Consider the following 26,874-nt stretch of genomic DNA (forward strand, 5'->3'; position numbering starts at 1 on the left):
GGTAGCGAGCCGAAACACCATCGCGGCTCCTTGGGACAGGACACATTCACAGCGCAGCCGCCGGCGCCGCCCTCGGCTCGGGGCTCACGAGCACTCCTCGTTGATCGGCGGTGTCTCCGGCTCGCGCGGCGTCGCCCGGATCGCCGGGATTCCCCGCGCGCGTGGGGCGCGTCCGCCTGTGGAAGGTGTCGCGGGTGGCCGGCTTGCGGCCGGCTTGGGAAAGCTCCCACGAGCGTAGGTTTCGCCCCCTGCCCGGTCAAGATCTCCCCTGCCGCCCGCCGCGCCTCTCCATGTCCAAGCAGCGGGGACGGCAGGCGATCCGCGCACCTGACGGGAACCGCGACGGTCGCCACGTCTCAGCGTTTGACAGTCTGGAAACCTCGCCGTCCGATCTGGACCAGGCTCGTCCGGCGTTCAGCAGGGTCCCGCCGTGGCGGGGCGGGTCAAGCCGCCCCCGTCCAGTCCAGCAGGGCCTGCTGCTCGGCCATCATCGGCCCCGCCCAGGCGAGGTGCCCGTCCGGCCGGACGAGGAGCGCCTCGGCCTGCTCCAGGTCGGGCGAGGGCTGCCAGGCCGTGGCGGTGACGATCTGCATGCGGTCGTCCCGGCCGCCGGGCGTGCCGGCCCGCTTTCCCGTATGGACGAGCAGGAATCGCCCGTCGTGCAGCAATTCGTACAGACGCTCAACCTCGGGCCGCTCCGCGACGCTGATCGGCAGATCGGGCACCCGGGCCCCGGCCGGGAAGCCGTCGCCGTAGTGGGTGCCGATCGCCGAGACCGAGGCGGCGAGGTCGTGGTTGACCTCCCCGATGCGCAGGAGGCCGTCGAGCATGCCGCGCAGCGCCATGACCGGCCGCCGGTACTGCGGCACCAGAGTCAGTTCCATCAGCAGCGTCTGCACCTCGGTGTTGGCGGTGACGGCCGCGCCGACCGGGCGGCGCTCGGCGTCGTAGGAGTCCAGCAGCCCTTCCGGAGCCCAGCCCTTGACCTGGGCGGCGAGCTTCCACCCCAGGTTCATGGCGTCCTGCAGACCGGTGTTGAGGCCCTGTCCCGCCGCCGGGAAGTGGATGTGGGCCGCGTCGCCCGCCACCAATAGCCGGCCCTGCCGGTACCGCCCGGCCAGGCGGGTCGCGTTGCCGAACCGCGACAGCCAGCGCGGCTCGGCGACGCCGAAGTCCGTGCCGGCGACGTTCGTCAGCGCTTGCCGGAACTCCTCGTACGTCAGGGGCAGGCCGGACGGCACCCGCATGCGTTCGGGATCGATGACCACGAACCGGGTCAGCCCGCCCTCCAGCGGCACGGCCAGCACGCCGCAGGCCTCGGCCGCGCGCACGGCGTCCGGATCGGTGACCGCGAAGTCGCCGAGCATGCCGGACAGCGTCTCGTCGGTTCCGTCGAAGGAGATGCCGGCCGCCTGCCGGACGATGCCGCGTCCGCCGTCGCAGCCCACGACGTAGGAGGCGCGCAGCGTCTCTCCCCGGGCTGTCTGGACGACGACGCCGTCCGGCTCCTGCCGCACGGCGGTGACCTGACAGCCACGGACGATCTCGGCGCCCAGCTCGCGGGCGCGGGCATCGAGCAGTTCCTCGGTCCGGGCCTGCTCCAGGAACAGGGTGTAGCCGTGCCGGGTGTCGAGGGCGGTGAAGTCGAGGCGCGTGTTCAGGCCCGCGAAGTGCCACCCGGGCAGGGTGTGACCGCGGGCGAGAAAACGGCCGGCGATGCCGCGCAGGTCCATCACCTCGATGCTGCGCGGGTGCAGCGTGAGCGCCCGCGACTGGCTGGTGGGCGCGTCGTTCCGTTCGAGCACGCGGACCGCCACGCCCGCCAGGGCCAGCTCCGCGGCCAGCAGCAGTCCGGTGGGCCCGGCTCCCACCACGATCACGTCGATGTGCACGCTTGCGTCCCTCCTATTAAATGAACAGCGTTCATAAAATCGAGGTCATTAGTATCACTGGGCATGGGACCCACGTCAACCTCCTCGTCCGCCCAGCGCTCCCGGGGCCGCCCCCGCAAGATGGGCGTGCCGGAGGCGGTCGCCACCGCCCTGCGCCTGGTCGACGAGGACGGGCTCGACGCGCTGACCATGCGCCGTCTGGCCGCGGCCCTCGACGTCCAGGCGGGCACGCTCTACCGGCACTTCACCACCAAGCAGACGCTGCTCGCCGCCATGGCGGAGGAGATGCTCGCGGGCTGCGCCGACCCGCTGCCCGACGGGCTCGCCTGGCGTGATCAGCTCACCGAACTGGCCGGACGCCTGCGCACCGCGCTGCTGCGCCACCGCGACGGCGCACGCGTCTACGCCGGCACCCACTCCGTCGGCCCCAACACGCTGAACTACGCCGAGACGCTCGTGGGCGTGCTGCGCGAGACATGCCCGACCCCCGAGGCCGCCGCCCGTACGGCACTCACGATCATCCACTTCACCGTCGGCCACACCCTGGAGGAACAGGCCGCCCAGTCTCTCGCCGGCTCCGAGCTGCCCGCCTCACTGACCCTGCTGCACGCGGCCCTCGACCCCGACGCCTACCCCAACCTGGCCGCCGCCGAAGCCACACTGACCAGCACCGATTTCGCCGCCCACTTCGCCCACGGCCTGAACCTGATCATCAGAGGACTGACCACCGACTGATGCCGGCGTCGAGAGCCGGATCGCGGAAGGGCATGTCCTCAGGCCAGGCGGGCCGCAACCGTCGGGGAGTCCGCGCAGGGGGCGGCCGCAGGAGACCAGGCGATTCCGGAGATCTTCGTGATGCACTCGTCGGCGGCCTTGGCCATGGTGGCGAACTCGGCGCGGGCGATCGAGCCGGGGCCGGCGGCGGGGAAAGCGGTGGCGTGGTGCATGTCCTTCATCGCCGTCATCGCGCTCCGGGCCGCTGACATCGCGTCGCGGGCGCTGAACTCGTCGCCTTGGCCGTTGCGCATGTAGCGGGTGACGAAGACCCGACTGAACGACTGGATATGCGGCCGCACTGGACAGCGACACGGGTCGCGAAACCGCCAGCGGCGCAGGGAGAGATGCTCAAGACGGCCTCTCGTCCACCAGTCGTCTGAAGACCAAGAGCGCCACGAGCAGCGTGGTCACCAGGGCCGCGCCAGCCAGGAGGGCGTATCCGGACGACATCCCCTCGATGATCACCCCCGCAGCCGCCGCGCCAACCGCCACGCCCACGTTGTTGGCGGTGTTCACCCAGGTGGTGGCCTCGGTACGGTTGGCGTCGGGAACGCTGTCGTCCACCGCGACATAGACCACGATGAGAGCGGGGGCGATGGCCACCCCCATCAGTGCCAAGCACAGACCGAGTGGGATGAGGTCGGAGACCAGCCCCGTGACCGCCGTGGTAGCCGCAATGACCGCCAGCAGCCCCGCCATCTGGGTGGACAGGCGGGCGGTGTGACGCAGCCGCCCCCACAACAGGCCGCCCAGGCCGCTGCCGATGGCCAGCACCGCCAGCAGGACGCCCGCGGCCACGGGGTTACCCGCGGCGTCGGCCCTGGCGACGACGACCACATCAACAGGGCCCAGTCCGGCCCCGATTCCCAGCACGACCAGCACAAGGAGAATGAAGCCGCCGGAGGCGAACGGCCCGAGCAGGTTGCTGCGCCGCGGGCCTTCCTCCGTGGTCACGAAGGTCTGCAGCGCGGCGGGCGAGGCGGCCAGCCCCACGGTGCCGACCAGGAGCAACACGCCCATCGCGATGGTGGAGACACCAGCCCCGGCGAAGCCGACCAGCACCCCGGCGACGACGGGACCGAGGGCAAACAGGGCTTCTTCCGCGACGGTGTCCAAGCTGAAGGCCCGCTGCCGGGAGTCGAGATCGGGAGTGAGGACGGCCCAGACCGCGCGCATCGCCGGTCCGAGCGGCGGCGCGCAGATTCCGGCCAGGGCGCTCAGCGCGATGTGCGCGAAGGCCGCGCTGGTGCTGGAGACCGCCCAGGCGAGCAGGAAGAGGACCACGGCACAGGCAAACAGCCGGGTGTGTCCAGTCAGTGGTGTATCTCGATCTTGCGTGATTAACGGGTGGTCGGGGTGAGACGGCCTTCGAAGGTGATGGCGAAGGCGTTCAGGGCGGCCTTCCAGCGGGTGATCCAGCGTTTGCGGCCCTTGCCGGTCGGGTCCAGGCTCATGATCGCCATGTAGACGCACTTGAGCGCGGCCTGCTCGTTCGGGAAGTGGCCGCGGGCCTTGACCGCCCGCCGGATCCGGGCGTTGACCGACTCGATGGCGTTGGTCGAGCGGATCACCCGGCGGATCTCGGTGTCGAAGTTGAGGAAGGGCACGAACTCGGCCCAGGCGTCCTCCCACAACTTCACGATCGCCGGGTACCTGCCGCCCCAGACCTCGGCGAACTCGCAGAACCGCTCCAGCGCGGCGGCCTCGGTCGGGGCGGTGTAGACCGGCTTGAGCGCCTTGGCGATGGCATCCCAGTGCTGACGGGCCGCGTACCGGAACGAGGCACGCAGCAGATGCACCACACATGTCTGGACGACAGCTTGCGGCCAGACGCTCTCGATGGCCTGGAGCAGCCCCTTCAGACCGTCGCAGACCACCATCAGCGCATCACCCACGCCGCGGTTCTTGATCTCGGTCAGCACGTGCAGCCAGAACTTGGCGCCCTCACCGCCGTCGCCGGCCCACAAGCCGAGGATGTCGCGCTCGCCATCGACGGTGACCGCCATCGCCACGTAGATCGGCCGGTTGGCGACCTGACCCTCACGCAGCTTCACATGGATCGCATCGACGAAGATCACCGGGTAGACGGGGTCGAGCGGCCGGTTCTGCCACTCGGCCATCCCCTCCAGCACCTTGTCGGTGATGGTCGAGATGGTCTGCTTGGACACCTCGGCGCCGTACACCTCGGCCAGGTGCGCGGAGATCTCACCGGTCGTCAGGCCCTTGGCGGCCAGCGAGATGACCATCTCATCGACGCCGGACAGGCGCCGCTGCCGCTTGCGCACGATCTTCGGCTCGAAGCTGCCGTCCCGATCGCGCGGCACGGTGATCTCGACCGGCCCGACGTCGGTGATGACCGTCTTGGAGCGGGCGCCGTTGCGGCTGTTGGTCGTCTCGCCGCCGGAGCGCTGGTGCTTGTCGTAACCGAGATGGTCGGTGATCTCGCCTTCCAGCGCGGACTCCAGCACCAGCTTGGTCAGCCGGCCCAGCAGCCCGTTCTCGCCGACCAGTTCCACGCCCTCGGCCCGGGCCTGGTCGACCAGCCGGGCCACCAGCTCCCGATCCGAATCCTTGGCGTTGCTGCCCTTGGGCTGCTTGCGCGCCACGTCGGTGTCCTCCAGGTCGATCTCCGTCGATGCCTGGATCACAGTACTCATCAGGTGCGTTCTCCTTGATCAGGAGTTACACCAGTGACCGTACAGTCCCCGCTTGCCGTGACGGCTCCGTTCCTGATCGGATGGAAGCTGTAACAGCAGGCGGCAAAAGCGGCCCATGAGGTTACAGGCGAAGACGTGGAAGCTCGTCGCCGGCACCGTGATCGGAGCCGCGGCAGGCATTCCGCTTGGACTCCTGCTCAGCGCCTTCCTGACATGGCGTCACGTCCTGGCCGGCATCGTCGTCGCCGTCGCATGCCTGATCGCGGCGACGCTGCTCGTGCCCACGAAGCAGAAACGCGCCGCGGCCGACGTCCTCAAGGAAGCCAAGAGGTTCCCGGCCGAGACGGACGTGGAGGTTGAGGGCAGCGACACCGTGTTGGTGATCAGCCGCAGGTGGTCGCTGTGGGGACCGCTCACGGTCGTCATGAAGTCCTCAGACAAGGAGTGGGACGAGGCGTTCGACGAGATCGCGCAGGGCCCGGGCATCTCGACCGTGCCTGTCACGAGCTACATGATTTTCCGATGGGGAGCGGTGCAGCTGACCGACACCATCACGGTGATGTCCTCGCGTACGCGCCTTCCCCGAACCGACCAGAAGCAGGCGACGAGGTGGAGCAGATACCGCAGACAGGCTCGGGAGGAGTGGTTTCAAGCCAAGACGGGGCAGTAGAGGGTGACCGAGGCGGAGTTGCGCTCTCTCGCTGAAGCGCTGCGACGGGGGACCGCCCGCTCGAAGTAGATCGGATGGGCGCTACGCCACGCCAAGAGCGGAGCTGGTCAGCCGTCATGCAGCACCAGGGGCTTACCACTTCGAGCACCGGATAGTTCGCCCGGAACAGGTTGTACGGGTCGCCCGCAGGCGCGCGAGCGTGCTGCAGGAGAAGGGGTTTGGCCGTGGAGGCGGTCGGTGACGTGCCGGAGTGGTCCTGGGGGGCGCTGGTCTGATCCCGTCCTTGGCTGGTTGGGAGGTGTTCAGCCTGCTCCTGGGTGTTTGCAGGTCATTCGGGACGTCCGCATACGATGTGCAGATCATGGTCTTCATCCGGGTTCTGGGCGCTCTGGCGGCTGAGGTCGGCGGCGAGCCGGTTCCCTTGGGCGGGCCGCGGCAGCGGGGTGTGCTGGCGTTGCTGGTGGCGGCGCGCGGGCAGGTGGTGCCGGTCGATCGGATGATCGAGGATCTGTGGGGTGGGGAGCCGCCCGCTCGGGCGTTGTTGTCGTTGCAGGCGTACGTGTCGAACCTGCGGCGGTTGCTGGAGCCTGGGCGTCCGCCGCGCTCGCCGGCTCGGTTGCTGGTGAGTGCGGCGCCGGGTTATGCGTTGCGGTTGCCGTCGGAGGCGGTGGATGCCTGGCGGTTCGAGGGGTTGCTGGGGCGGGCGCGTGCGGACGGTGACGTGGGTGTCGCGCGGGCTCGGCTGGGTGAGGCGTTGGGGTTGTGGCAGGGGCCGGCGTTCGCCGAGGTGGCGGACGAGCCGTGGGTTGCGGCTGAGACGGCGCGGTTGAACGAGCTGCGTTCGGTGGCTGCGGAGCTGCATGTGGCGGCGGGTTTGCGTGTCGGTGATCCTGCTGTGGTGGTTGCCGAGGCCGAGCGGCTCACTCGCGAGGAGCCTCTTCGCGAGGAGGGGTGGCGGTTGCACGCCTTGGCGTTGTGGAGCAGTGGCCGTCAGGCGGATGCGTTGGCGACGTTGCGCCGTGCTCGGGGCATTCTTGCCGAGGAGCTCGGGCTTGATCCTGGTCCTGAGCTGGTGGCGTTGGAGGAGGCGATCCTCACTCGGCGTACGGATGTCCTGCGCGCGTCCGTGCCTGTGCCGGCCGTGTCTTCGCTTGCCGTGCCGGCGCCGGCCGCGCCGTTGTCGCGGGTGGCCGCTGCCGAAGGGACGGTTCCGGTCGCCGGGGCGTCGTTCGTCGGGCGTGAGGCGCAGCTGTCGGCGCTGGTCACGGCCGCCGGCGAGGCGGTGAGCGGTGGGGTCCGTGTCGCTTTTGTCACCGGGGAGGCGGGGCTCGGCAAGTCGACGTTGCTGGATCATTTCGGCAGGCGGCTCGAAGGTGAGGGGTGGCTGGTGGCCGGCGGCCGTTGCCCCGAGGTCGATGGTGCGCCGGCTGCGTGGGCTTGGACGGAGGTGCTGGGTGCCGTCGCCGCGGCCGTGTCTCCTGGGGAGTTCGCGGGTGACCTGGCGCCGTTGCTCGCCGATGCCGGGCCGGTGGAGGACGACGCGACTGCTGGACTGTTCCGTCTGCGCCGGGCCGTGTGGAGGTGGCTGGCGGCGGTCGCGTCGGGGCGTCCGGTCGCCGTCATGCTGGACGATCTGCATTGGGCGGATGCCACCACGTTGGAGTTGCTCGGCGGTTGTCTGGGGGTGCGGGCTCCGATCCTGGTGGTGGTGGCGTACCGTGCGGACGAGGGTGGGCGTCTGGGGGAGACGCTGGCTTCTCTGGCGCGGGTGGCGCCTGTCCGTCTGGCGTTGCCGGGTTTGGACGAGGAGGCCGTGGCGCGGCTCGTGCGGGCTGAGTGTGAGGCCGATGACGAGACGGTCGCGGGGATCGCCGAGCGTACGGGTGGTAATCCGTTCTATGTGCGTGAGAGTGCTCGGTTGTTGAGCGGCGAGGGCGCGCTGGTGGCGTTGTCGGAGGTTCCTGAGGGGGTTCGGGACGTGTTGCGTCGTCGGCTTGCGCGCCTGCCGGAGGGAGGGGTGTCGGTTCTGCGGCTGGCTGCGGTGGTGGGCCGGGAGAGTTCGGTGGACGTCCTGGTGAAGGCCGCTGACGTCGGTGAGGACGGGGTGTTGGACGCGTTGGACGCGGGTGTCGTCGCCGGGCTTTTGGATGAGCCTGGTCCTGGCCGTGTCCGCTTCGTGCATGCTCTGGTGAGGGACACGCTGCTCGCTGACCTGAGCAGGTTGCGTGCCACTCGGATGCATGGCCGGATCGCCGCCGCTCTTGTGGGGAGTGGTGATGTCGCGGCGTTGGCTCGTCATTTTGCGCGGGCGGGTTCGCCGGAGGCTGTCGGTTACTGTGTGCGGGCCGCTGAGCTTGCCGAGGCGCGTTATGCCCATGATGTGGCGGTCGACCTTCTTGCCGACGCGGTCGCTCTTTCTGCCGGGCCGGAGGAGCGTGTGGAGCTGCTGGGCAGGCTGTTGCGGGCGCAGGTCCGGGCGGGTGCCGTCGCTGCCGCCCGTGAGACGCGGCGGGCGGCTGTGGAGTTCGCGGAGTCGTTGGGGCGTGAGGATCTGATGGTCGCCGCGTTCACGGCGTGGACGGAGCCGACTCCCTGGCAGGCTCGTACGTACGGCACGGTGGATCGGCCTGTCGTCGATCGGCTGGGGCGGTTGTTGAAGCGTGAGCTGGCTCCTGCGGTGCGGTCGCGGCTTTTGTCGGCGTATGCGCATGAGCTGGTCGGTGAGGATGATCCGTCTGTGGTGGAGGCGGCGCGGGAGGCGCTGGATCTCGCGACCGAGCCCCGGTTGCGGGCGGCGGCGCTTGAGATTCTGAGCGAGGTGCTGGGTGATGCCGGGCTGTGCCGGGAGCTGGTGGAGATCGGGGTTGAGCACGACCTGCCGGTCTATCGTGTTTCCGGGTTGCTCAATCATGCGGGTGTCGCCGCTGCGGCCAATGATCCTTTGACGTTGCGTCGGGTGATCGGTGAGGCTTTGGAGCTGGCGCGTACCTATCGGATGCGTGAGGCGATCGCCGTCGCGGAGATCACGCTGGCGGGTCTGGCGCTCATCGAGGGGCGGTTCCGCGACGCCGAGGCCATGTACGTGGAGGCCGGTGAGGGGATGCGGCGGATCGGGTCGGTGCACGCTGAGGGTTTTCTCCAGCTGGCGCTGGCCGCGATCTGGTTGAACGAGGGCACGTTGGGTGGGCATCTGGAGGAGGTGCGTGCTCTTCACGTCGTGCTGGGCTCCATGACGTCCGATCTGCTGGCGCTCGCGCTGCATGCCAATGGGCTGGATGACGAGGCTCGGGCGGTCCGCACGCCCCCCGGTCCGATTCGTCGGGATTTCTTCTTCACGTTCCTCACCTCGTTGCGCGCGATGGCCGTCGTGGCCTTGGACGATCGGGACGCCGCTGAGGAGATCTACGAGGTGTTGCTCGCGCATCGGGACGGTCCTCCGGCGGGTGCGGAGAGTCTGTCGATGGCGCTGCGCCCGGTGGCCCACACCCTGGGTGAGCTGGCTGTCTTTCTGGGGCGTCCCGAGGCCGCCGCGCACTTCGCTCGGGCCGCCGTCGTCGCCGACCTGTGGAACGCTCCTCATTGGGCCGCTGAGGCCCGGTCGCGGACGGCCGCCTTGCGCGCGTCCTTCTAGAGGGTGCGGCGACGTGACGTGTGTCGCTGTGGAGGGGGCGGGCTGCGGGCCGGAGCGTCCGGTGAGGACGTGGCGGGTGGTCAGTGCCTCGCCGACGAAGATCTCGTCGGCGAGGGGGACGTGTACCGCGACGCTGCCCGGTGAGTGTCCTGGCATGCCGATGATCACGGGCTTTCCGGGCAGGTGAAGGATCTCGCCGTCGGCGATCTCGGTGACTTCGCTGACGTGGCGGGTGCGCAGGCCGTTCTTGCGGAGGGAGTAGGCGAAGGAGCCGAGGGTCGGGCCGAGACCGCGGATGTCGTCTGGGGTTTGCTCTCCTGCGGGTTCCCGGCCGGACACCCTCGGGTCTGGGCCCTTTGCGGCGTATGGGTAGATTTTTCGCATGTTGCGGGGGCGGGACAAGGAACTCGGCGAGGCCGCGCGGCTGCTCGAACGGGCGCGGGCGGGTCACAGCGGCGTCCTGGTCCTGCGCGGCGAGGCGGGCATCGGCAAGTCGGCCCTGCTGGACGAGCTCGTCCGCCAGGCCCGTGAGGTTCGCGTGTTGCGGGCGACCGCGGTGGAGGCCGAGACGTCGCTGCCGTTCGCGGGTCTGCAGATGGTGCTGCGTCCCGTGCTCGACCGCCTCGACACCCTGCCCGGCGTGCAGGCGGCGGCGCTACGGGGTGCGCTGGGCCTGGCCGACGCCGCCGGCACGAGCCGGTTCCTGGTCGGTCTCGCCGTCCTGAGCCTGCTGTCGGAGCTGGCCGCGCAACGGCCGGTCCTGTGCCTGATCGACGACGCGCACTGGCTGGACGCCGCCTCCGCCGACGCGCTGCTGTTCGCGGCGCGCCGCCTGGCGGCCGACGGCGTCGCGATGGTGTTCGCGGCGCGGGACGCCTTCGACGCTCCGGGCCTGCTCGAGCTGCGGCTGGGCGGGCTGGACGAGGCCGCGGCGGCCGAGGTGCTCGCGCAGCGCTTCTCCACGATGGCCTCCTCGGTACGCGATCGGGTCGTCCGGGAAGCGGGCGGGAACCCGCTGGCGCTGATCGAGCTGCCCGCCGGGCTCAGTCCGGAGCAGCGCGCCGGGCGCGAGGTGATGCCGGGCGCGCTGCCGGCCACCGATCGCGTCGTCGCCGGTTTCGGCGCCCAGATCGACGAGCTGCCCGCGCGTGCCCGGCTGGCCGTGCTGGTGGCCGCCGCCGAGGGGAGCGGCGATCTCGCGACGGTCCTGCGGGCGGCGCGGGCCCTCGGCGGCGGCGTCGCTGACCTGGAGGCCGCCGAGAAGGCGGGGCTGTTGCGGATCACGGGGGCTTCGATCGCCTTCCGCCACCCGCTGGTCCGGTCTGCCGCCTACCAGCGTGCCCCGCTCGGCCTGCGCGTGGCCGCGCACGAGGCGCTGGTCGCCGTCGTGGACGCCGAGCGGCGGGTCTGGCACCTGGCCGCCGCCGCGACCGGGCCTCAGGAGGGCGTCGCCGCCCGGCTGGAGGAGGCGGCCGAGGCGGCCCGCGGCCGTGGCGCCATGGCCACGGCCGCGTCGATTCTGGAGCAGGCCGCGCTGCTCAGCCCGGACCGGGCCGAGCGGGCGCGGCGGACGACCCTGGCCGCGCGGGCCGCGGTCGCCGGCGGACGCACCGAGCAGGCCGCGGCCCTGGCGGAACGTGCCGCCGAGCTGGGCGGGCACAGTGCGGGGCTGGCGCTGGTCCGGGCGAGCGTCGCGTTCGAGCGCGGCACGCCGCAGGGCGCCGCCCAGGTGCTCGCCGACGGTGCTCAGACGATCCTGCGCGACGATCCCGGCCTGGCCCTGACGATGCTGACCATGGCGGCGAGCAACGCCTGGCCGGCGGGCGAGATCGACGCCGTCCGGCGGGTGGCCCGGCTCGCGGGCTCCTTCGCCGGCCCTACGGCGCGCGCCATCGAGGCCCTGGCGGGCCTGGCCGACGACGATCACGCGAACGCGCTGCCCGCCCTGACGGCGCTGGTGGCCCAGGCCCGGACGAACCCGCTGGACGACGCCCTGGCCCGGATCTTCGTCGTCGGCGTCGCGCTGTTCCTCGGCGACGACGAGGCCGTGGCCGAGCTGGCCGCCGCGGACGTGGTCCGCTGCAGGAACGAGGGGCTGGCCGGCGCGCTGCCGGTCACCCTGCACGCGCTCGCGCACGCGCAGCTGATGGCGGGCCGGCACCGTGACGCCGCCGCGACCGTGGCCGAGGCCGTCGACCTGGCCAGGGACACCGGGCAGAGCCACCGGATCGGGCAGCTCACCGCGATCACCGCCCGGATCGCGGCCATCGAGGGCGGCCCGGAACACGGCTCCGATCCCGTCCATCGGGGACTGCTTCATCTCACTTTAGGGCGGTATGATCAGGCGTTTCGTGAGCTCGACGGGGTGAGTGCCGTCTCGGCCGCGCCCGATCTGGTGGAGGCGGCCGTCCGGGTCGAGGCGGCGGACCGGGCGGCGGGGGCCTATGCCCGGTTCGCGGCGTGGGCCGAGGCGGGCCGGCAGCCGTGGGCGCAGGCGGTCGCGCTGCGCTGCCGTGCCCTGCTGGGCCCGGCCGGGGAGGCGGGCGAGCACTACGCGCAGGCCGTACGGCTGCACGGGCGCGGCGGCCGGCCGTTCGAACGCGCCCGCACTGAGCTGCTGTACGGCGAGTGGCTGCGCCGCGCGCGGCGCAGGGCCGAGGCGCGCTCGCCGCTGCGCTCGGCTCTGGAGATCTTCGATCGGCTCGGCGCCGCGCCGTGGGCCGGGCGTGCCCGGGCCGAGCTGCGCGCCACCGGGGAGAGCGCGCCCGACGGGCCGCCCGCCGACGCGCTGGCGGCGCTCACCCCGCAGGAGCTTCAGGTGGTACGGCTGGCCGCGGCGGGGGTGAGCAACCGCGACATCGCCGCGCAGCTGTTCCTCAGTCACCGGACCGTGGAGTACCACCTCTACAAGGCCTATCCGAAGCTCGGCGTCGCCTCCCGGCAGGAGCTCGCGCGCCTGGTGTGACCGCGCCCCCCGGGGCGACCCCGGGGCGACTACCGTGGCGTCACGGATTCGGGCCGGCGGGGCCGCGGCCTAGCGTTGCGGCCATGGACAACGTGAACGTGGCGATCATCTACTACAGCGCCACCGGCACCCTGCACGCGCTGGCCCAGGCCGCGGCCAAGGGCGCGCAGGAGGCGGGCGCGCACGTACGGCTGCGCCGGGTCGCCGAAACCGCCCCGCCGCAGGCGGTCAACTCCAAGGCGACCTGGGCCCAGCACCTGCGCGACACCGCGGACGTCGCCGAAGCCGGCCACGACGACCTGCTCTGGGCCGATGCGGTGCTGTTCGGCACGCCGACCCGGTTCGGCAACCCGGCCAGCCAGCTGCGGGCCTTCATCGACGCCACCGGCCCGCTGTGGGTGCAGGGCCGGCTGGCCGACAAGGTGTACTCGGCCTTCACCGCCTCCAACACCGCGCACGGCGGGCAGGAGTCCACCATCCTGGCGCTGAGCAACACCTTCTACCACTGGGGCGGCGTCATCGTCCCGCCGGGCTACACCGACCCCGTCCAGTTCCGGTCCGGCAACCCCTACGGCGCCTCCCATGTGGCCGGCGACGGGCCGCCCGCCGAGGTGACCCTGCAGGCTGCCGCTCACCAGGCCCGCCGTGTCGCCGAGACGGCGGCCGCGCTCAAGGCCGGGCGGCGCTGATGTCGGGCGAGTCGCAGATCAGGGCGCTGCTGGCGGTCCGGGTCGAAGCCTGCCAGGTCAAGGACGTCGACCGGTTGCTGGAGCTCTACGCTCCTGACGTCGCCTACTTCGACGTCGTGCCGCCGATGAGATTCGCCGGGCTGGATGAGCTTCGCGGCAACTTCGTCCGCTGGTTCGCGGAGTACGACGGGCCCATCGCGCTGGAGACGCGCGAGCCGGTGATCGCGGCGGGCGGGGAGGTCGCGTTCGCGCACATGCTCCACCGCGACAGCGGGAGGCGCAGGAACGGCCTGCAGACCTCGATCTGGGTCAGGTCGTCCCTCGGCTTCCGGCGGACGGGACAGGGCTGGCTGATCACGCACGAGCACGTCTCGGTGCCGATCGACCCGGCGACCCTGCAGGCGTGGTTCCCGCCGGGCGACGAGCCGATCTGACGCCGGCGCGCCCGCCGGGGAGGCGGTCTCCTTGGCCGGAGGGAGCCGGCTCGGTGAGAATCCTTCGTCATGATCCGTGTGCACTTCTCCGACGCCGACCTGCGCAAGATCACGTTCGCTCCGGCTCCCAACGCCTTGTGGGAGACGGTGCTGAGTGTGCGCCTGCTGCTCGGCGCGCCGACGAGCAGGAGCTGGACGCGGCCCGCAGCGCGCCGGCTGTTGCGGCAGGTGGGAGGGAGCCTGGCTGAGCGGGCGGGGGTGCTGGCGCCCCTGGTGCCGCCGCGGAGTTCGGTGCCGGCGTTCCTGCTCCAGCCGGACGCCGGTGACTTCGCCGCCGGCGTCGAGCTGGCCAGTCGGACGCCGAGCTCCTACCTGGCGGCCGATCTGGGCGCGTTGTCGCCCGCCCAGCGGGCCGGGCGGTGGGCGCGGGAACTGGCCGGCGGCAGCCGCGGGGCGCGCCAGACCCTCGCCGACGACCTGCGCGGCTTCTTCGGCTCGTCGGTGGAGCCCTTGTGGCCGCAGATCCAGGCGGAGGCCGGCGCCGACCGGGCCCTGCGCTCGGAGACCCTGCTGCGCGGCGGGGTGGACGCCCTGCTGGCCACGCTGCATCCCGGGTGCCGCTGGCGGCCGCCGACCCTGCACATCCCGGTCGACGGCGATCACGACGTCGCGCTGCGCGGGCGGGGGCTGCTGCTGATCCCGTCCTATTTCGCGCCCCGTCCGATGGTGATGTACCGGCCGGACGCGGCCACGGTGCTGGTGTACCCGATGTGCGTCACGGGCGGGCCGGCCGGCGCGGACGACGTGCTGACGCCCCTGCTGGGCCGTACCCGTGCGGCGGTGCTGGCCACGTTGCGCAGCCCGGCCACCACCACGTTCGTGGCCGAACGCGTCGGTGTCTCCCTCGGCTCGGCCAGCCAGCACACCACGGTCCTGCGCAACGCCGGGCTCGTCTCGACCGTCCGGACGGGCAGCTCGGTCCTGCACACTTTGACGCCGCTCGGCCAGGCCCTCCTGAACGGCTCCCCGGACGCCGGCTGACGGCGACGCCGTCTGGCCGGATCGTCGCGGGCCGGTTCGAACGGCATCGTCCGCATCAGCGACGCCGGCCACTCGAAGTACTGGGCGACCTTCTCCCTCGCCAAGAAGCACACGGTCGAGGACGGGGTGCGGTACTACAAGTGAACTCCGCCGGCCCGGGAGTTCGCGGTCGCCGCCCCGAAGGGACCGCGCCGCGGGACCCTATCCTCATGGGATGGCTCTGCACGATCGGCTCGCCGTCGTGGACGCCCTTCTGGCCCGTCCCTTCCCGGAGACGGAGGAACGGGAGGGCAGGTCGCGGGAGGTGTGGGAGGGTTACCGTTCCAGCGGCCCGGCCCACCATGTGTGCTACCTGATGGCCAGCCGTGACTTCTGGGACGACCGTGGCGAGGAGGTCGTCGAGGCGGCCCAGGCGGAGATCGACGCCGCCCTCCAGGAGCTGGCGGCCGCCCTGACGGAGCGCTGGGGCGCCCCTCGGGTGGTCGATCTGTGGCCGTACGCGGAAGGCGAGGCCGCGGCGCCCGCGCCGCTGGACGAGCTCGGCCAGCTCGCCGGCACGATGCTCGCCTGGCGCCGGCCGGACGTGGGCCGATGGGTCGCGCTCGCGGTCGGTCAGGCCGATCCGGAGTTCCCCGTCCTGCTGCTCGCGGCCGTGGGCGGGACACCGCTGGACTGACTCGCCGCGCGGCCGACGCGACGGGGGAGACGTCACCGGCGGGTTTCCGGGCGGTTCGGTGCTCAGTGCGTCATCGACGCGGGGACCGGTGATGACGCACTGAGCCGTCAGAGCCCATGGCGCACGCCAGTGCCCTCGACCCTGGGGTGCGGGCTCTTGTCGAACCCCCTGCCGGTGGGGGGGCACGCCCTTGGCACGGCGGCGTGCTCAGCGAGGGGGCCGGTCAGGCTGGTCTCAGCCGCAGTGCACGTTGTCGAGCTTGACGCTCGTCCACGACGGCGAGATGCCCTCGACGTCGATGCACTGCCCGGCCGCCGAGACGTACACGGGGCCGGCGTAGTACTGGTAGTTGCCGGCGTCGCTGTCCTTGCCGCTGCCGTCGCCCCTGGAGATCACGACGCCCTTCCAGCTCGTGGTGTTGGCGTAGGGGCCGTCGCCGTAGGTGAGTGCGCAGTTCTTGCCGGTGGCGGAGCTGTAGTACACCTCCAGGATGCCGGTGCGGTACCCGTACTTCTCGATGCCGATGTTGTAGACGCCGACCCGGCTGTAGCCGCTGCCGCAGGGGCCGGCCGCGCCGGCCGGGGCGGCGGTCGCCGCCAGGGTGGTGGAGGTCAGGGCCGCGGCGGCCAGGAGGATCGCCAGCTTGCGTGCTCGCACGAAGATCCCTTCGATTGCCCAGTGTTGTGATCTTGAGTACCACCGGCTCACTTCTGCTACACGCAACTCGTGATCAATGTGATAGTTAGCACAAATCACCCCCGACGGGCTGTCGTTGGGCGGCAGCGCAGACGGCGGCAGGCGAATCCTGCGGCCCCTCCTTCGGCGCGATCACCGGGCCCGGCAGGGCGCGAGCCCGGTGTCGCTCAAGCTCCGGGCCGAGAATCCGGTCCGGCGTTCACCCGCCGGTGCCGGGGCCCGAAGCGGCGCCTTCCCGCGTGCGCATCGCCGGCCCGGCGGACATGATGTGGGAAATGGCGCTGAGCCTGCACATGCTCCAGCGGCCGGGCGGGGTGCGCGCGCTGTCCGGCTGGCGGCGGCAGGCCCGCGCCGACCTGGCCGAGGCCGGGTTGCTCAAACCGGTACGGGAGCGGCTGGTGCGGCTGGTGCCGCTCGGGGCGTACTTCCCCGACTTCCTGACCCCGTACGAGTCGATGAACGGGTTCCGGCAGGGCCTGGACGTCCTGACAGAGGACGCCCTGGGACGTGAGCGCGCCAGGCTGACCCGTCTGCTCACCGGCCAGGGCGTGGAGGCAGTGCTCGCCGGCCTCGGGCCGTCGATGCGGTGGCGGCCCCCGGTGCTGGAGGCCGACTACGCCCCCGGCCGGCACGAGATCCACCTGCAAGGACGCGGCCTGACGCTCATCCCCTCCTACTTCGGGCGCTTCACCCCGGTCGCGATGGCCGACCCCAGCCTGCCGCCCGTCCTGGTCTTCCCGATCCAGCACGAGATGCCCGACGCCGTCCCCGACGACGCGCTGCCCGACCTGCTCGGCGCCACCCGGGCCCGCGTCCTGCGCTGCATCGCCGCCACCGACGGCTGCACCACCAGCGAGCTCGCCGGCCGGACCGGCGCCTCGCTGTCGTCGGCCAGCCCGCACGCCCAGGTGCTGCAACGGGCCGGGCTCATCACCAGCACCCGGCACGCCAACATGGTCATCCACCAGCTCACCCGGCTGGGCGGCGACCTGATCCACCGCCGGCAGTGACCCCGCCCCCCGGCGGGATCCTGGATGGAACCTTTCTCCCGCATGCGGATAAGTACCGTCGTGACATCCCTTCCACACGACGAACCCGTCCTGGCAGGTTCTCCGGCGGGCGCGCGGGCGCCGCTTCGGGCGGACGTCCCGGCACCGGTCCAGCCGAAGGTCTCCACGGCCTGCGAAACAGCCTGCGAAACAGCCCTTGAAACGGCCTGCGATGTGCCCGCGCAGGACTCGGCGGTCATCGAGGCGTCGCTGGCCGAGCCGGAGCGTTTCGCCGAGCTGTTCGAGCGGCACGCCGCCGTCCTGCATCGTTACGTCGTCCGGCGGCTCGGGCCCGATCAGGCCGAGGACGTGGTGGCCGAGACGTTCACCAGGGCGTTCGAGAAGCGCCACAAGTACGCCCTGGATCGCCAGGACGCCCTGCCCTGGCTGTACGGCATCGCCACGAACATCATCGGCACCCATCGAAGGGCCGAGACCCGCGGGTACCGCGCGCTCGCCCGAACCGGGGAGGACCCCGTGGCGGTGGCCTTCGACGAGCGGGTGGTCGCCCGCGTCTCCGCCTCGGGGACCCGCAGACCGCTCGCGGCCGCCCTGGCCGCTCTGGGCAAGGGCGAGCGCGACGTCCTGCTGCTGGTCTCCTGGGGCGACCTCAGCTACGAGGAGACGGCGCAGGCGCTGAACGTGCCCATCGGCACCGTCCTGTCCCGGCTGGACGACGTCGGCGTGGAGCCGGTGCGCGATCTGCTGGGCCGGCAGGGCGTGGCGATCTACACCCGCGACGACGACGGGGTCCGCCAGGAGGTCATCATCGACCCGACCACCTTCGACCTGCTCGGGGCGCGCCGCGTCTACGTCGGCGGGGTCAAGTCGCCCGACCCGTACTACAGCGGGTTGCCCGAGGGCGAGGTGATCACCTCCAGGGCCCGGGTGTCCGTCGGCATCGTCGACGAGGCGGGCGACCTTCCGTAGCCGAGCCCCTGGCCGGTGCCCGTGACGAGGGCCGGGCACCGGCCGCCGGGCTCAAGGGGGGGCCGGCCCGCAGAGGTCGGGATCGACTCCCGGGCCGGAGCCGGAGCCGGAGCCGCCCGAGCCCCCTTCTCGACTTAGTAATCGGTACCGTATCGTTTACTAAGTGACTGACACCGTGCTCATCGCGGGCGCCGGCCCCACCGGGCTGGCCCTGGCCGTCCACCTGGCCCTGCACGACATCCCCGTCCGCGTCATCGACGCCGCCCCCGCCCCCGCCACCACCTCACGCGCCCTCGGCCTGCAACCACGCGGCAGGGAGGTCCTGGAACGCATCGGCGCGCTCGGCGACCTGCCCCAGCGCTCCCGGTCCTCGCTCACCATGTCCTACAACGAGGGCACACGCACCGTGCTGCGCCTCCACGTCGGCCAGGCCGTCGCCGACCAGCCGAAACAGACCCTGCTGATCTCGCAGGCCGAGATCGAGGGCACGCTGCGGCGACGTCTGGCCGAACTGGGCGGCCAGCTGGAGTGGGACACCCGCCTGGCCGCGGCCCGGCAGGACGACGCCGGCGTCACCGCCACCGTCCGCACCGCGGGCGGCGCCGAGCGCCCGATCCGGACCCACTGGCTGATCGGCTGTGACGGCGCGCACAGCACCGTGCGCAAGCTCGCCGGCATCGGCTTCCCCGGCCGCAAACTCCTCGAACGCCTGCTGATGGTCGACGTGCAAGCCCGGTGGCCGCTGGACAGGAACGGCAGCACGACCTGGATGGAGGCCGGCCACATGCTGTCGGTCACCGCGCTGCCCGACGACACCTGGCGGGTGTTCACCGAACCGCCGTCGCAGCTGCCGGACCGGCTGTCCGAACGCGAGATCGGCGAGCGGGTGCTGAGCGAGTTCTCCCGCCGCAGCGGGATCGGCCTCGACACGGTCACCGACCTCCGCTGGGCCTCGGAGTTCCGCATCCACCGCCGGCTGGCCGACGCCTACCGGCGCGGCCGGATCCTCCTGGCCGGCGACGCGGCGCACATCCAGAGCCCCACCGGCGGGCAGGGACAGAACACCGGCCTCGGCGACGCCGAGAACCTGGCCTGGAAGCTGGTGCTGGTCGCCCGCGGCCGCGCCGACCGGCGGCTGCTCGACACCTACGAAGGCGAACGCCGGCCGCTGGCCCGCAAGGTCCTGCGCGCCACCAGCACCGCCGTGGACATCATGCTGCCGAACGCCCCCTGGAAACGCCTGCTGCGCGACCACGTCGTCCTGCCGGTCGTGCGGCTGCCCGCCGTGCAGCGCCGGCTGTGGCTGGCCGCCTCCCAGCTCGGCATCAGCTACCGAGGAGGACCGCTGGCCCCGGCCGAGCGCCGGTGGATGCCCGGACCGCGTCCCGGCGACCGGATGCCCGACCTCGCCTGCCGGCGCCCGGACGGCGGCGCCACCACCCTGCACGCCGCCATCGGCGGACGCTGGGTCGTGCTCGCCGATGACCGGCACGTCGCCGCCCGCCACGCCGCGGCCGCCGCGGCGGAGTTGGGCGCCGACCTGGTCCTCGCGCTCACGCCGGTGGAGCCCGGCTCGCCCGACGTGACGCTGATCCGCCCCGACGGGCACATCGGTTGGCGTCACCATCCGGCACCCGACAGACTGACCACATGGCTGAACCAGGTGCTGTGGCCGGCGTAGAACGCCACGGCCGTCCGCGCGATCCGGGAAACGACGCCGCCATCCTGGAGGCGGCGCTGGACCTGCTGATCGAACGCGGCGCGGCGGGCACCAGCGTGGAAGCGGTCGCCCAGCGCGCCGGCGTGGCGAAACTGACCGTCTACCGGCGCTGGCGGGCCAAGGAGGACCTCCTGATGGCCGCCTTGGAGCACGCCCGTGCCCCCGACATCGACGCCGCCCCGGCCGGGCGGTCGATCGAGGAACTGGTCGGCTCCGTCGCCGAGCTGCTCAGCCGTCCCCGCTTCCGCGCGCTGATGGCCCGCGTCATCGGCGCCTCGGTCGACTACCCCAAGCTGGTGGCCGCCTACACCGAGCGCTACCTGCGGCCCCGGCTGGACGCCGTGACCCAGGTCGCGCGGCAGGCCGTCGAGGCCGGTCACCTTCCGGCGGGCACCGACCCGGGCGTCGTCCAGGACATCCTGGCCGGCTCGATCGGATCCGTCCTGCTCCAGCACGCCGACGACGTGACCGCCGAACAGATCGAGCGCCGGATGCGGACCCTGCTGGGCCACATCGGGTACCGGCCCTGACCCGCGCGGCCGCCGTCCCGGCCCCGCACGCTCAGCCGGGCAGATCGTCGCGGCCCACGAGCCCGTTCTCGTAGGCGTGGATCACCGCGTGCACGCGGTCGCGCAGGCCCAGCTTCTGCAGGACGGCCCGGACGTGCGACTTCACCGTGTTCTCGCTCAGCACCAGCTCCGCGCGGATCTCGGCGTTGGACCTGCCGCGCGCCAGCAGGCCGAAGATCTCGACCTCGCGCGGGGTCAGGCCGTCCAGGGCCGCCGTCCTGCGCATCGGCGTCTGCCGCAGGAGGCCCAGGATCGTCGCGGCCACCCCCGGGGCCAGCGCCGCCGTGCCGGACGCGACGTCGCACACCGCCTGGGCCAGCGCGGCGGGCCGGACGTCCTTGGTCAGGTAGCCGCTGGCGCCGGCCCGGACGGCCGCCACGACCAGTTCGTCGTCGTCGAACGTCGTCAGCATGAGCACCCGGGTCGCCGGCGCGATCCGCACGATCTCCGCCGTGGCGGCGACGCCGTCCAGGCGCGGCATGCGGATGTCCATCAGCACCACGTCGAGGCGGTGCCGCCGGACGACCTCGACCGCCTGGCCGCCGTCGGCGACGTCGTGGGTGACCTCGATGCGCTCGTCGGCCGACAGGACCGTGCGCAGCGAGGCCCGCAGCAGCTCCTGATCGTCGACGAGCATGACCCGGATCGCGCTCATGCCCCCTCCTTCGTGGGGAGCCGCGCCCGCAGCACCCATCCGTCGTCCCCGTCGTCGATCGACAGTGTGCCGCCCGCGGTGCGCACCCGTTCCTCGATCCCCATCAAGCCGGTCCCCTGGCCGCGGGCGCCGCGAAGCGCGCTGCCGCCGTCGTCGCGGACCTCCACCTCCATCTCGGCCGGGCTCCAGCGCAGGCTGACGCTCACCGCGACCGGCGGTTCCAGGTGGCGCAGCGCGTTGGTGACGCCCTCCTGCACGGTCCGCACCGCCGCGACCTCGGCGCTGAGGCTCAGCGGCCGCCGCTCACCCGCCTCCGCCAACGTCACCGCGTGCAGCGGGCTCGCCGCCGAGGCCACCAGGTCGGGCAGCACGTCGAGCGAGATCGGCGCCTGGCCGGGCCGGGATCCGGCGCGCGACGCCGCGCTGGCCGCGGCCCCGGCGGACGGGCCCCCGGCGGACGGGCTCCCGGCGGACGGGCCCAAGGTGGCCAGCATCGCGCGCAGACCCTGGTGGGCGTCGCGGCCGGTCTCGGCGATGTCGCCGAGTTCGCGCCGGGTCGCCGCATCCGCCGTCCTCACCGCCGCGGCCTCGATCCGCGCGACCATGACGGTGACCGTGTGGGCGATCACGTCGTGCAGGTCGCGGCGGATGCCGGCCCGTTCGTCGGCGAGCGCCGCGGCCAGCCGTTCGTCCTCGGCCCGCCGGGCGGCCTCGCGCCTGCGCCGGACCAGCAGGGCCGCGAGCCACACCCCGCCGGCCACGAGCGTCAGCAGCCCGCCCTCCAGCAGGCGGGTCCACAGCGGGTCGGCGGGCAGCCGCGCCCACCCCACCGCCTCGTTCAGGACGATCCCGAGCGCCGCGACCGCCAACGCCGGCACCGAGGACCTGACCGGGACCAGGCCGGTCAGCCGCCACAACGCGAAGGGGAAGCACACCGCCGAGGGCAGCAGGTTCAGCGACCATCCCGGGGAGGGCGTCAGCACCAGGACGAGCATGGCCAGCGCGCCGATCGCGTACCCCGGCCACGGCCGCCGGGCGGCCGCCACCGCCCCCGCATGGAGCAGGACGGCGGCGCCCGCCGCGGGCAGGACCTGCCACCAGGCCGCGCCCAGGTACCAGGTGCCCACCAGGATGATCACCGTCAGGAACGCCAGGACCGCGTGCGCCGCCACCGTCGTGGCCGGCCAGGCGCTCCGGCGCGGAGGGGCTGTCACGGTCGGTCGTCGCCTTCCGGTGGGCTCGTGGTGGGGGAGCCGTGCCCGGCTCGACCTGCCACAGGATAGCCAGCGGCCGAGGGGGACAGGCGACGCGCCGCGTCGGCCGCTCCGGCAGCGCGCGAATGGATCACGAGTCTGGACATTCGGCAGATACGCGCGAGCACGCCTGGATAGGCTGCCACAACTTGATCACCGACGAGGGAGCATGGTGGCCGCGCAGACACAGCCAGGACGTGTGATCAGCGGACGGTACCGGCTGGAGTCCGTTCTGGGCGGCGGAGGCTTCGGACGGGTCTGGAAGGCGCACGACGAGTCTCTCGACGTGTCCGTGGCGGTGAAGGAGGTCTGGCTCCCCTCGGCCACCTCCGACGAGGAGCACGCGCAACGGCTGCGCCGCGCCGAGCGGGAGGCGCGCAACGCCGCCCGGCTGCGGTCGCATCCGCACATCGTCACCGTCCACGACGTGGTGATCGAGGACGAGGCGCCGTGGATCGTCATGGAACTGGTCGACGGCGGCACCCTCGCCGAGCTGATCGCCCGGGACGGCCCCCTGCCGCCCGGCGCCGTCACGTCGGCCGCCAGGGGCCTGCTGGACGCCCTGCGCACGGCACACGCCTCCGGCATCGTGCACCGGGACGTGAAACCGGCCAACGTGCTGATCGCCCGGGACGGCCGCGTGCTGCTCACCGACTTCGGGATCGCCGTGCAACAGGGCGACACCGCCCTCACCAAGAGCGGCGGGCTGATGGGCTCGCTGGAGTACATCGCGCCGGAACGGTTCAACGGCGTGGACAGCGGCGGCGCCGGCGACCTGTACTCGCTCGGGGTGACGCTGTACCAGGCGCTGGAGGAGGTGTCCCCGTTCCACCGGGACACCCCGACGGAGACGCTCACCGCGGTGCTGCTGGGGGAGCCGCCCGTGCCCCGCGACGCCGGCGGCCTCGGGACGCTGATCGCCCGCCTGCTGGACAAGACCCCGGCCAACCGTCCCACCGCCGCCGAGGCCCTGACCGTGATCGACGCTCTCGGGCAGCCTCGCCTGCCGAACACCCCGCCGCCCCCGGCCGGCCCTCACTCCGTGCCGCCGCGGCAGCCCTTCCCGGACGCCGGTTCCGCTCCGGCCGGCCCGTCGGCGCGCACCGAGAACCTCCCGCCTCCGCCGCCGCCCACGTTGCAGGAGCAGGCGCCCGCCTTCCACGCCCCGTCACGGCCCGGCCCAGGCGGGCCGCGGAACCGCAAGCTGCTCATCGCGGGCGGCGCCGGGCTGGCTGTGGCGATCGCCGCGGTCGCCGTGGTCGTGGCCATCTCGGGAGACGGCGACCAGACCCCGCAGGCGGGCTCGTCCGGGACGGCGGCAGAGCGGACGGCGGCCGCCGCAGACCAGCCCGGCACGAAAGGCCACGGGATACCGCCGGGCTGCGAGAACCAGACCGGCGTCATGGACAAGTGGACCCAGGTCCCGGTCAGCGGAACGGTGCCGCTGCCGCCGACCGAGAACCTGCTCAACGAGATCATCGACCTTCAGCAGGCCAATCTGGCCAAGGCGGTCCGTCCGGCGCTCAAGGTCGCGCTCCGGAACGACATCGACACCGCCGAGAAGGCGCTCAAGGCGCTTCGCGCCGACGACGTGGACACGTACCGGCAGGCGGTGACGAAGGACAAGCTCGGGCACCTGACCGAGATCTCCGACGCGTGCTTCTTCAACGATCTCGGCCCGTCGCAGTCATCGGGGTGAGCCGGGCGTCAGAGGAACCGCCTGCCTGCCGGCGCCCGGTCACCGACCCGCGGGGCGACGATCAGGAGCGCTTGCGGTAGACGGCCAAGGCCCAGCGGACCGGGCGGTTGGTGCCCTCGCCCCAGATGCCCGCCCGGACGGTGACGGTGACCCGCCTGCCCTCCGGCACGGTCAGCTCGGTCATCGCCATCGGGTACGGGCCGCCCGTCCACTGGCTGCAGGTGACCACCTCCTCGTCGCCGCCCCCGATCCGGTACGTGAACCACATCCGCCTGGCCAGGTCACCGGCGCAGAGCGCCTCGATGCCCATCCTGCCGCCGTCGCCCCGGACCGTGACCGTGGCCGTCCCGTCCTGCGGCCAGATCCGGTCCTGCGTCGCGCCGGCCAGCTCCCAGCTCGGCAGCCGCTTGGGGAAGGCTCGGAGCGGTTCGGGATCGACCGGCCGCGCGGGAGGCGTCCATTCGTAGACGGCCAGGCTCCAGACCGCCTTGACGGGCTCAGGGGTGACGCACGGCGCCCCCTTCTCCTGCCGCGTACACCCCCCGCCCCTGGTGGTCGTGTCGAACGTCACCGTGACCTGGCCGGCCCCGGCGGGCACCGGCAACGGGACCAGCTCCATGCCCTTCAGGCAGGGGGAGAAGGGCGGGGAGGCGCCGGCGGCGCGGCCCGCCACGGAGATCCTCGGCGCCGTGGCGCCGAACGAGCCGTCGCACAGCGCGGCCACGTCCAGCGGCCTGCCGGTGACCGGGATCGTGACCGACGTCCTGCGCGCGCCGTCCGTCCTGACCGTCGCCGTCGCCAGCCGCCGGTAGCCGGTGCCGTCGTGGGCGGTGAACCGTTCCGGCAGCGGCTCCGGGGCGGGGGCCACGGCGGAGGCCGAGGTCGCGGGCTCGTGCCGCGTCACGGCGCCACCGGGCAGCAGGGAGAGCACGGCCGCGCCCGCAGCCACCGTCGCCGCCACCGTCGCGGCGGCGGAGGCCAGGACCCTGCGCCGCCAGGTACGCCGCACACGGCGGCGGACGAGCTCGTGACGGTCCGGGATCGCGGGCGCGGGGCCCTCGGCTCGCTCCCGCAACATCTCACGCAGGTCCTGCACGCTCATCGGCACTCCTTCACGATCGACTCGTCCACGCGCAGCTTGGCCAGCGCCTTGGCGGTCTGGCTCTTGACCGTGCCGTCATGGCAGCCCAGGATCCTGGCCACCTCCTGCACCGACAGGTCCTCGTAGAACCGCAGCACGATCACCGCGCGCTGCTTGGCGGGCAGCCTTCCCACCGCCTCCCACAGCTCCTCCCGCCCGGACCGCTCGGCATCGGGCACCCCCTCCTCGGGCAGCGTGCCGCTCGGCACCTCGCCGCGCCATCGGCGCCGCCACCACGAGGTGTAGGTCGTCACGAGCACCCGCCGCACGTACGCCTCGGGCTCCTCGATGCGCGACCAGGCGAACCACGCCTTGGCCAGGCACTCCTGGAGCAGGTCCTCGGCCGTACCCCAGTCGCGGGTCAGCAGGTACGCCGTCCGCAGTAACCGGTCGGACCGCGAGGCCACGAAGTTGTCAAAGAGCTTCCTGTCTGGCACACACGTACTGACGCGGTGCCGGCGCGATCAGGTTGCCTCGCCGCGCCGAGCCCGCCTTCTTCTATGATCATCGGGTGCCTTTGTCGCGGATCGCGCCGACCCTGCTCGTGCTCACCCTGACGGCCGGATGCGGCGGACAGGACGCGACGGCGGCCCGGACGCCCGCCGAGGCGGTGGCCCGGCAGGCGAAGGACGGAGCCGGAGTCAAGGTCACCAAGGTCGTCCGGCTGACCTACGGCGACGCGCCCCGGGCGGCGGACGGCCTCGTCGTGCCGGTCGACATCGGCGAGTACAGCGAGAGCCGGACCACCGGAATCCTCCGCCTCGGCACGGCCGCCTCCGACCTGACCACGACCTTCCACCGGACCGACGTCCCCGAAGACCTGAAGAACGTCATCCCGGACGACCTGTGCGGCAGGACGACCAGGGCGATCTCCATCGGCGGCTCCGACACCTACGAGCAGCGAGCCGACCGGAGGGACGTTCCCGCCGGCAAGAGCCGGCTGCACCACAGCAGCCCCGAATGCGGGACGGCGGCGCGGCTCGCCGGGGCACTCGACGCGCGGGCGGTCCTGTCGCCCGAGGTGCTGGACAGGCTCGCGGCGCCTGCGCCCTCCTCCGGCGGGGTCATCGACGAGGTCACCACCGTCGTCCATGCCGGAAGCGCCGCGCAGACCGAGCTCAGCACCCCGGCCCGGGGCGACGACCCGGCCATGGCGGAAGTACTGCGGGAGCGGTACCGCTCGGCACGGGTCTCGTGGCAGCTGTGGGTCGGGCCGGACCGGCTTCCCCGCCGGGTCCGTCTCGTCGCGGCCAACCCCTCGGCCGAGGAGGGCGTGCCCAGGAGCAGCGTGACCGAGATCGACTTCACCGACTGGGGCAACGACGTGCCCGTCGAGCCGCCGCCGCAGGACCAGGTCCATGAGAGCGGAAGCTGTCTCGCCCGGGAACCGCACTGAACACCCGGGCCGTGCCGGATGCGTCCTGGGCGTGACGTTTCCGTCCGGTGCCGGTTAGACGGGGGTCACGGGGACGCGGGCGGATGCGCCGGCGCCGGTTCCGGTCCCGCCGAATAGCGGTGACGTCGCCGCCCCTATCGGGCGTCGCCGAGCCGGTCGCCGCCGGCCGATTCGCCCTTCAGTGGGCCCGGAATGCCGGATTTTCCCTGCCCGATTGTCCGGCATGACGGCCGATTCTGGCACGTGGATGGGTGTGACCAGCGGTAACAGAAATGTCGGTATGCCTACCGATGAACATACGTATTTTCGAGCAGTCAACCAGCGCTTAGCGTCT

At 72.5% G+C, this 26,874-nt stretch carries 23 protein-coding genes; 14 read left to right on the forward strand and 9 right to left on the reverse strand.

Features of this window, described 5'->3' with window-relative positions; genetic code table 11:
• Positions 1-443: 443 nt before the first annotated feature.
• Positions 444-1,892 carry an FAD-dependent monooxygenase gene (locus tag ACIBQ6_RS48560; protein WP_397219337.1) on the reverse strand — a complete coding sequence of 483 codons (1,449 nt, stop codon included), beginning with the start codon at positions 1,890-1,892 and terminating at the stop codon, positions 444-446.
• Between the two features lie 63 nt (positions 1,893-1,955).
• Between ACIBQ6_RS48560 and ACIBQ6_RS48565 the strand changes: the two genes are divergently transcribed.
• On the forward strand, positions 1,956-2,627 hold the full coding sequence (locus ACIBQ6_RS48565; RefSeq protein WP_397219338.1) for a TetR/AcrR family transcriptional regulator: 672 nt from the start codon (positions 1,956-1,958) through the stop codon (positions 2,625-2,627).
• Between the two features lie 38 nt (positions 2,628-2,665).
• Here ACIBQ6_RS48565 and ACIBQ6_RS48570 read toward each other — a convergent pair whose 3' ends face one another.
• From ACIBQ6_RS48570 to ACIBQ6_RS48580, 3 genes are read right to left on the reverse strand one after another with little or no spacing between them, the layout of a single operon-like run.
• Positions 2,666-2,968 carry a hypothetical protein gene (locus tag ACIBQ6_RS48570; protein WP_397219339.1) on the reverse strand — a complete coding sequence of 101 codons (303 nt, stop codon included), beginning with the start codon at positions 2,966-2,968 and terminating at the stop codon, positions 2,666-2,668.
• A 49-nt stretch (positions 2,969-3,017) separates the two neighbouring features.
• The gene (locus ACIBQ6_RS48575; protein WP_397219340.1) at positions 3,018-3,953 is read right to left on the reverse strand and encodes an MFS transporter; all 936 of its coding nucleotides are present in this window, start codon (positions 3,951-3,953) and stop codon (positions 3,018-3,020) included.
• A gap of 56 nt (positions 3,954-4,009) precedes the next feature.
• Positions 4,010-5,326, reverse strand: a complete 1,317-nt coding sequence (locus tag ACIBQ6_RS48580; RefSeq protein ID WP_397219341.1) for an IS256 family transposase — start codon at positions 5,324-5,326, stop codon at positions 4,010-4,012.
• Positions 5,327-5,441: 115 nt separating this feature from the next.
• Between ACIBQ6_RS48580 and ACIBQ6_RS48585 the strand changes: the two genes are divergently transcribed.
• The 7 genes from ACIBQ6_RS48585 (at position 5,442) to ACIBQ6_RS48615 (ending at position 15,432) form a co-directional block, all read left to right on the forward strand.
• Entirely contained in the window at positions 5,442-5,996 is a 555-nt protein-coding gene (locus tag ACIBQ6_RS48585) for a hypothetical protein (RefSeq protein ID WP_397219342.1), read from the forward strand.
• A gap of 298 nt (positions 5,997-6,294) precedes the next feature.
• A complete protein-coding gene (locus ACIBQ6_RS48590; RefSeq protein ID WP_397219343.1) occupies positions 6,295-9,627 on the forward strand; it encodes a BTAD domain-containing putative transcriptional regulator in 3,333 nt (1,110 codons plus the stop codon).
• A gap of 382 nt (positions 9,628-10,009) precedes the next feature.
• The gene (locus tag ACIBQ6_RS48595; RefSeq protein ID WP_397219344.1) at positions 10,010-12,592 is read left to right on the forward strand and encodes an ATP-binding protein; all 2,583 of its coding nucleotides are present in this window, start codon (positions 10,010-10,012) and stop codon (positions 12,590-12,592) included.
• A gap of 83 nt (positions 12,593-12,675) precedes the next feature.
• Positions 12,676-13,281 (forward strand): NAD(P)H:quinone oxidoreductase, encoded by a 606-nt coding sequence (wrbA, locus tag ACIBQ6_RS48600; protein ID WP_358302218.1) that lies wholly within the window; start codon positions 12,676-12,678, stop codon positions 13,279-13,281.
• Complete coding sequence (locus ACIBQ6_RS48605) at positions 13,281-13,715, forward strand: YybH family protein (RefSeq protein WP_397219345.1); 435 nt, start codon at positions 13,281-13,283, stop codon at positions 13,713-13,715. Before wrbA ends, ACIBQ6_RS48605 begins: the two co-directional genes overlap by 1 nt.
• Before the next feature lie 69 nt (positions 13,716-13,784).
• A complete protein-coding gene (locus ACIBQ6_RS48610; protein ID WP_397219346.1) occupies positions 13,785-14,756 on the forward strand; it encodes an ArsR family transcriptional regulator in 972 nt (323 codons plus the stop codon).
• 214 nt (positions 14,757-14,970) lie between these two features.
• On the forward strand, positions 14,971-15,432 hold the full coding sequence (locus tag ACIBQ6_RS48615) for a hypothetical protein (RefSeq protein WP_397219347.1): 462 nt from the start codon (positions 14,971-14,973) through the stop codon (positions 15,430-15,432).
• A 234-nt stretch (positions 15,433-15,666) separates the two neighbouring features.
• On the opposite strand, the gene ACIBQ6_RS48620 is transcribed toward ACIBQ6_RS48615, so the two are convergent.
• Complete coding sequence (locus ACIBQ6_RS48620) at positions 15,667-16,089, reverse strand: spore-associated protein A (RefSeq protein WP_397219348.1); 423 nt, start codon at positions 16,087-16,089, stop codon at positions 15,667-15,669.
• Positions 16,090-16,403: 314 nt separating this feature from the next.
• Between ACIBQ6_RS48620 and ACIBQ6_RS48625 the strand changes: the two genes are divergently transcribed.
• From ACIBQ6_RS48625 to ACIBQ6_RS48640, 4 genes are all read left to right on the forward strand, one after another.
• Entirely contained in the window at positions 16,404-17,138 is a 735-nt protein-coding gene (locus ACIBQ6_RS48625; protein WP_397219349.1) for a MarR family transcriptional regulator, read from the forward strand.
• A gap of 213 nt (positions 17,139-17,351) precedes the next feature.
• Positions 17,352-18,107 carry a sigma-70 family RNA polymerase sigma factor gene (locus ACIBQ6_RS48630; RefSeq protein WP_397219350.1) on the forward strand — a complete coding sequence of 252 codons (756 nt, stop codon included), beginning with the start codon at positions 17,352-17,354 and terminating at the stop codon, positions 18,105-18,107.
• Between the two features lie 163 nt (positions 18,108-18,270).
• Positions 18,271-19,788 carry an FAD-dependent monooxygenase gene (locus ACIBQ6_RS48635; protein ID WP_397219351.1) on the forward strand — a complete coding sequence of 506 codons (1,518 nt, stop codon included), beginning with the start codon at positions 18,271-18,273 and terminating at the stop codon, positions 19,786-19,788.
• Positions 19,758-20,357, forward strand: coding sequence for a TetR/AcrR family transcriptional regulator (locus tag ACIBQ6_RS48640; RefSeq protein ID WP_397219352.1), 600 nt, complete (start codon positions 19,758-19,760; stop codon positions 20,355-20,357). The genes ACIBQ6_RS48635 and ACIBQ6_RS48640 overlap by 31 nt, the downstream gene beginning before the upstream one ends.
• A gap of 31 nt (positions 20,358-20,388) precedes the next feature.
• Here the strand turns inward: ACIBQ6_RS48640 and ACIBQ6_RS48645 are convergent, their stop codons facing one another.
• Complete coding sequence (locus ACIBQ6_RS48645; RefSeq protein WP_397219353.1) at positions 20,389-21,051, reverse strand: response regulator; 663 nt, start codon at positions 21,049-21,051, stop codon at positions 20,389-20,391.
• A complete protein-coding gene (locus ACIBQ6_RS48650; RefSeq protein WP_397219354.1) occupies positions 21,048-22,265 on the reverse strand; it encodes a sensor histidine kinase in 1,218 nt (405 codons plus the stop codon). Before ACIBQ6_RS48650 ends, ACIBQ6_RS48645 begins: the two co-directional genes overlap by 4 nt.
• Positions 22,266-22,503: 238 nt before the next feature.
• Between ACIBQ6_RS48650 and ACIBQ6_RS48655 the strand changes: the two genes are divergently transcribed.
• Positions 22,504-24,003, forward strand: coding sequence for a serine/threonine-protein kinase (locus tag ACIBQ6_RS48655; RefSeq protein WP_397219355.1), 1,500 nt, complete (start codon positions 22,504-22,506; stop codon positions 24,001-24,003).
• Between the two features lie 61 nt (positions 24,004-24,064).
• On the opposite strand, the gene ACIBQ6_RS48660 is transcribed toward ACIBQ6_RS48655, so the two are convergent.
• Together ACIBQ6_RS48660 and ACIBQ6_RS48665 are read right to left on the reverse strand one after the other, a co-directional pair.
• Positions 24,065-25,105: a hypothetical protein gene (locus tag ACIBQ6_RS48660; protein ID WP_397219356.1), complete on the reverse strand. Its 1,041-nt coding sequence runs from the start codon at positions 25,103-25,105 to the stop codon at positions 24,065-24,067.
• Positions 25,102-25,581, reverse strand: a complete 480-nt coding sequence (locus tag ACIBQ6_RS48665; RefSeq protein ID WP_358302255.1) for a SigE family RNA polymerase sigma factor — start codon at positions 25,579-25,581, stop codon at positions 25,102-25,104. Before ACIBQ6_RS48665 ends, ACIBQ6_RS48660 begins: the two co-directional genes overlap by 4 nt.
• A 74-nt stretch (positions 25,582-25,655) precedes the next feature.
• On the opposite strand from ACIBQ6_RS48665, the gene ACIBQ6_RS48670 reads away from it, so the two are divergent.
• A complete protein-coding gene (locus ACIBQ6_RS48670) occupies positions 25,656-26,540 on the forward strand; it encodes a hypothetical protein (protein ID WP_397219357.1) in 885 nt (294 codons plus the stop codon).
• Positions 26,541-26,874 lie beyond the last annotated feature (334 nt).

This window comes from Nonomuraea sp. NPDC049655, from assembly GCF_044465465.1.
Taxonomy (GTDB): domain Bacteria; phylum Actinomycetota; class Actinomycetes; order Streptosporangiales; family Streptosporangiaceae; genus Nonomuraea.

Excerpts from the sequence above, each read along its gene's own strand:
- ACIBQ6_RS48640 (WP_397219352.1), top strand. The coding sequence starts at position 19,758 with ATGGCTGAACCAGGTGCTGTGGCCGGCGTAGAACGCCACGGCCGTCCG.
- ACIBQ6_RS48625 (WP_397219349.1), top strand. The coding sequence starts at position 16,404 with ATGGCGCTGAGCCTGCACATGCTCCAGCGGCCGGGCGGGGTGCGCGCG.
- ACIBQ6_RS48585 (WP_397219342.1), top strand. The coding sequence starts at position 5,442 with ATGAGGTTACAGGCGAAGACGTGGAAGCTCGTCGCCGGCACCGTGATC.
- ACIBQ6_RS48610 (WP_397219346.1), top strand. The coding sequence starts at position 13,785 with ATGATCCGTGTGCACTTCTCCGACGCCGACCTGCGCAAGATCACGTTC.
- ACIBQ6_RS48660 (WP_397219356.1), bottom strand. The coding sequence starts at position 25,105 with ATGAGCGTGCAGGACCTGCGTGAGATGTTGCGGGAGCGAGCCGAGGGC.
- ACIBQ6_RS48565 (WP_397219338.1), top strand. The coding sequence starts at position 1,956 with ATGGGACCCACGTCAACCTCCTCGTCCGCCCAGCGCTCCCGGGGCCGC.
- ACIBQ6_RS48615 (WP_397219347.1), top strand. The coding sequence starts at position 14,971 with ATGGCTCTGCACGATCGGCTCGCCGTCGTGGACGCCCTTCTGGCCCGT.
- ACIBQ6_RS48580 (WP_397219341.1), bottom strand. The coding sequence starts at position 5,326 with ATGAGTACTGTGATCCAGGCATCGACGGAGATCGACCTGGAGGACACC.
- ACIBQ6_RS48645 (WP_397219353.1), bottom strand. The coding sequence starts at position 21,051 with ATGAGCGCGATCCGGGTCATGCTCGTCGACGATCAGGAGCTGCTGCGG.
- ACIBQ6_RS48605 (WP_397219345.1), top strand. The coding sequence starts at position 13,281 with ATGTCGGGCGAGTCGCAGATCAGGGCGCTGCTGGCGGTCCGGGTCGAA.
- wrbA (WP_358302218.1), top strand. The coding sequence starts at position 12,676 with ATGGACAACGTGAACGTGGCGATCATCTACTACAGCGCCACCGGCACC.
- ACIBQ6_RS48595 (WP_397219344.1), top strand. The coding sequence starts at position 10,010 with ATGTTGCGGGGGCGGGACAAGGAACTCGGCGAGGCCGCGCGGCTGCTC.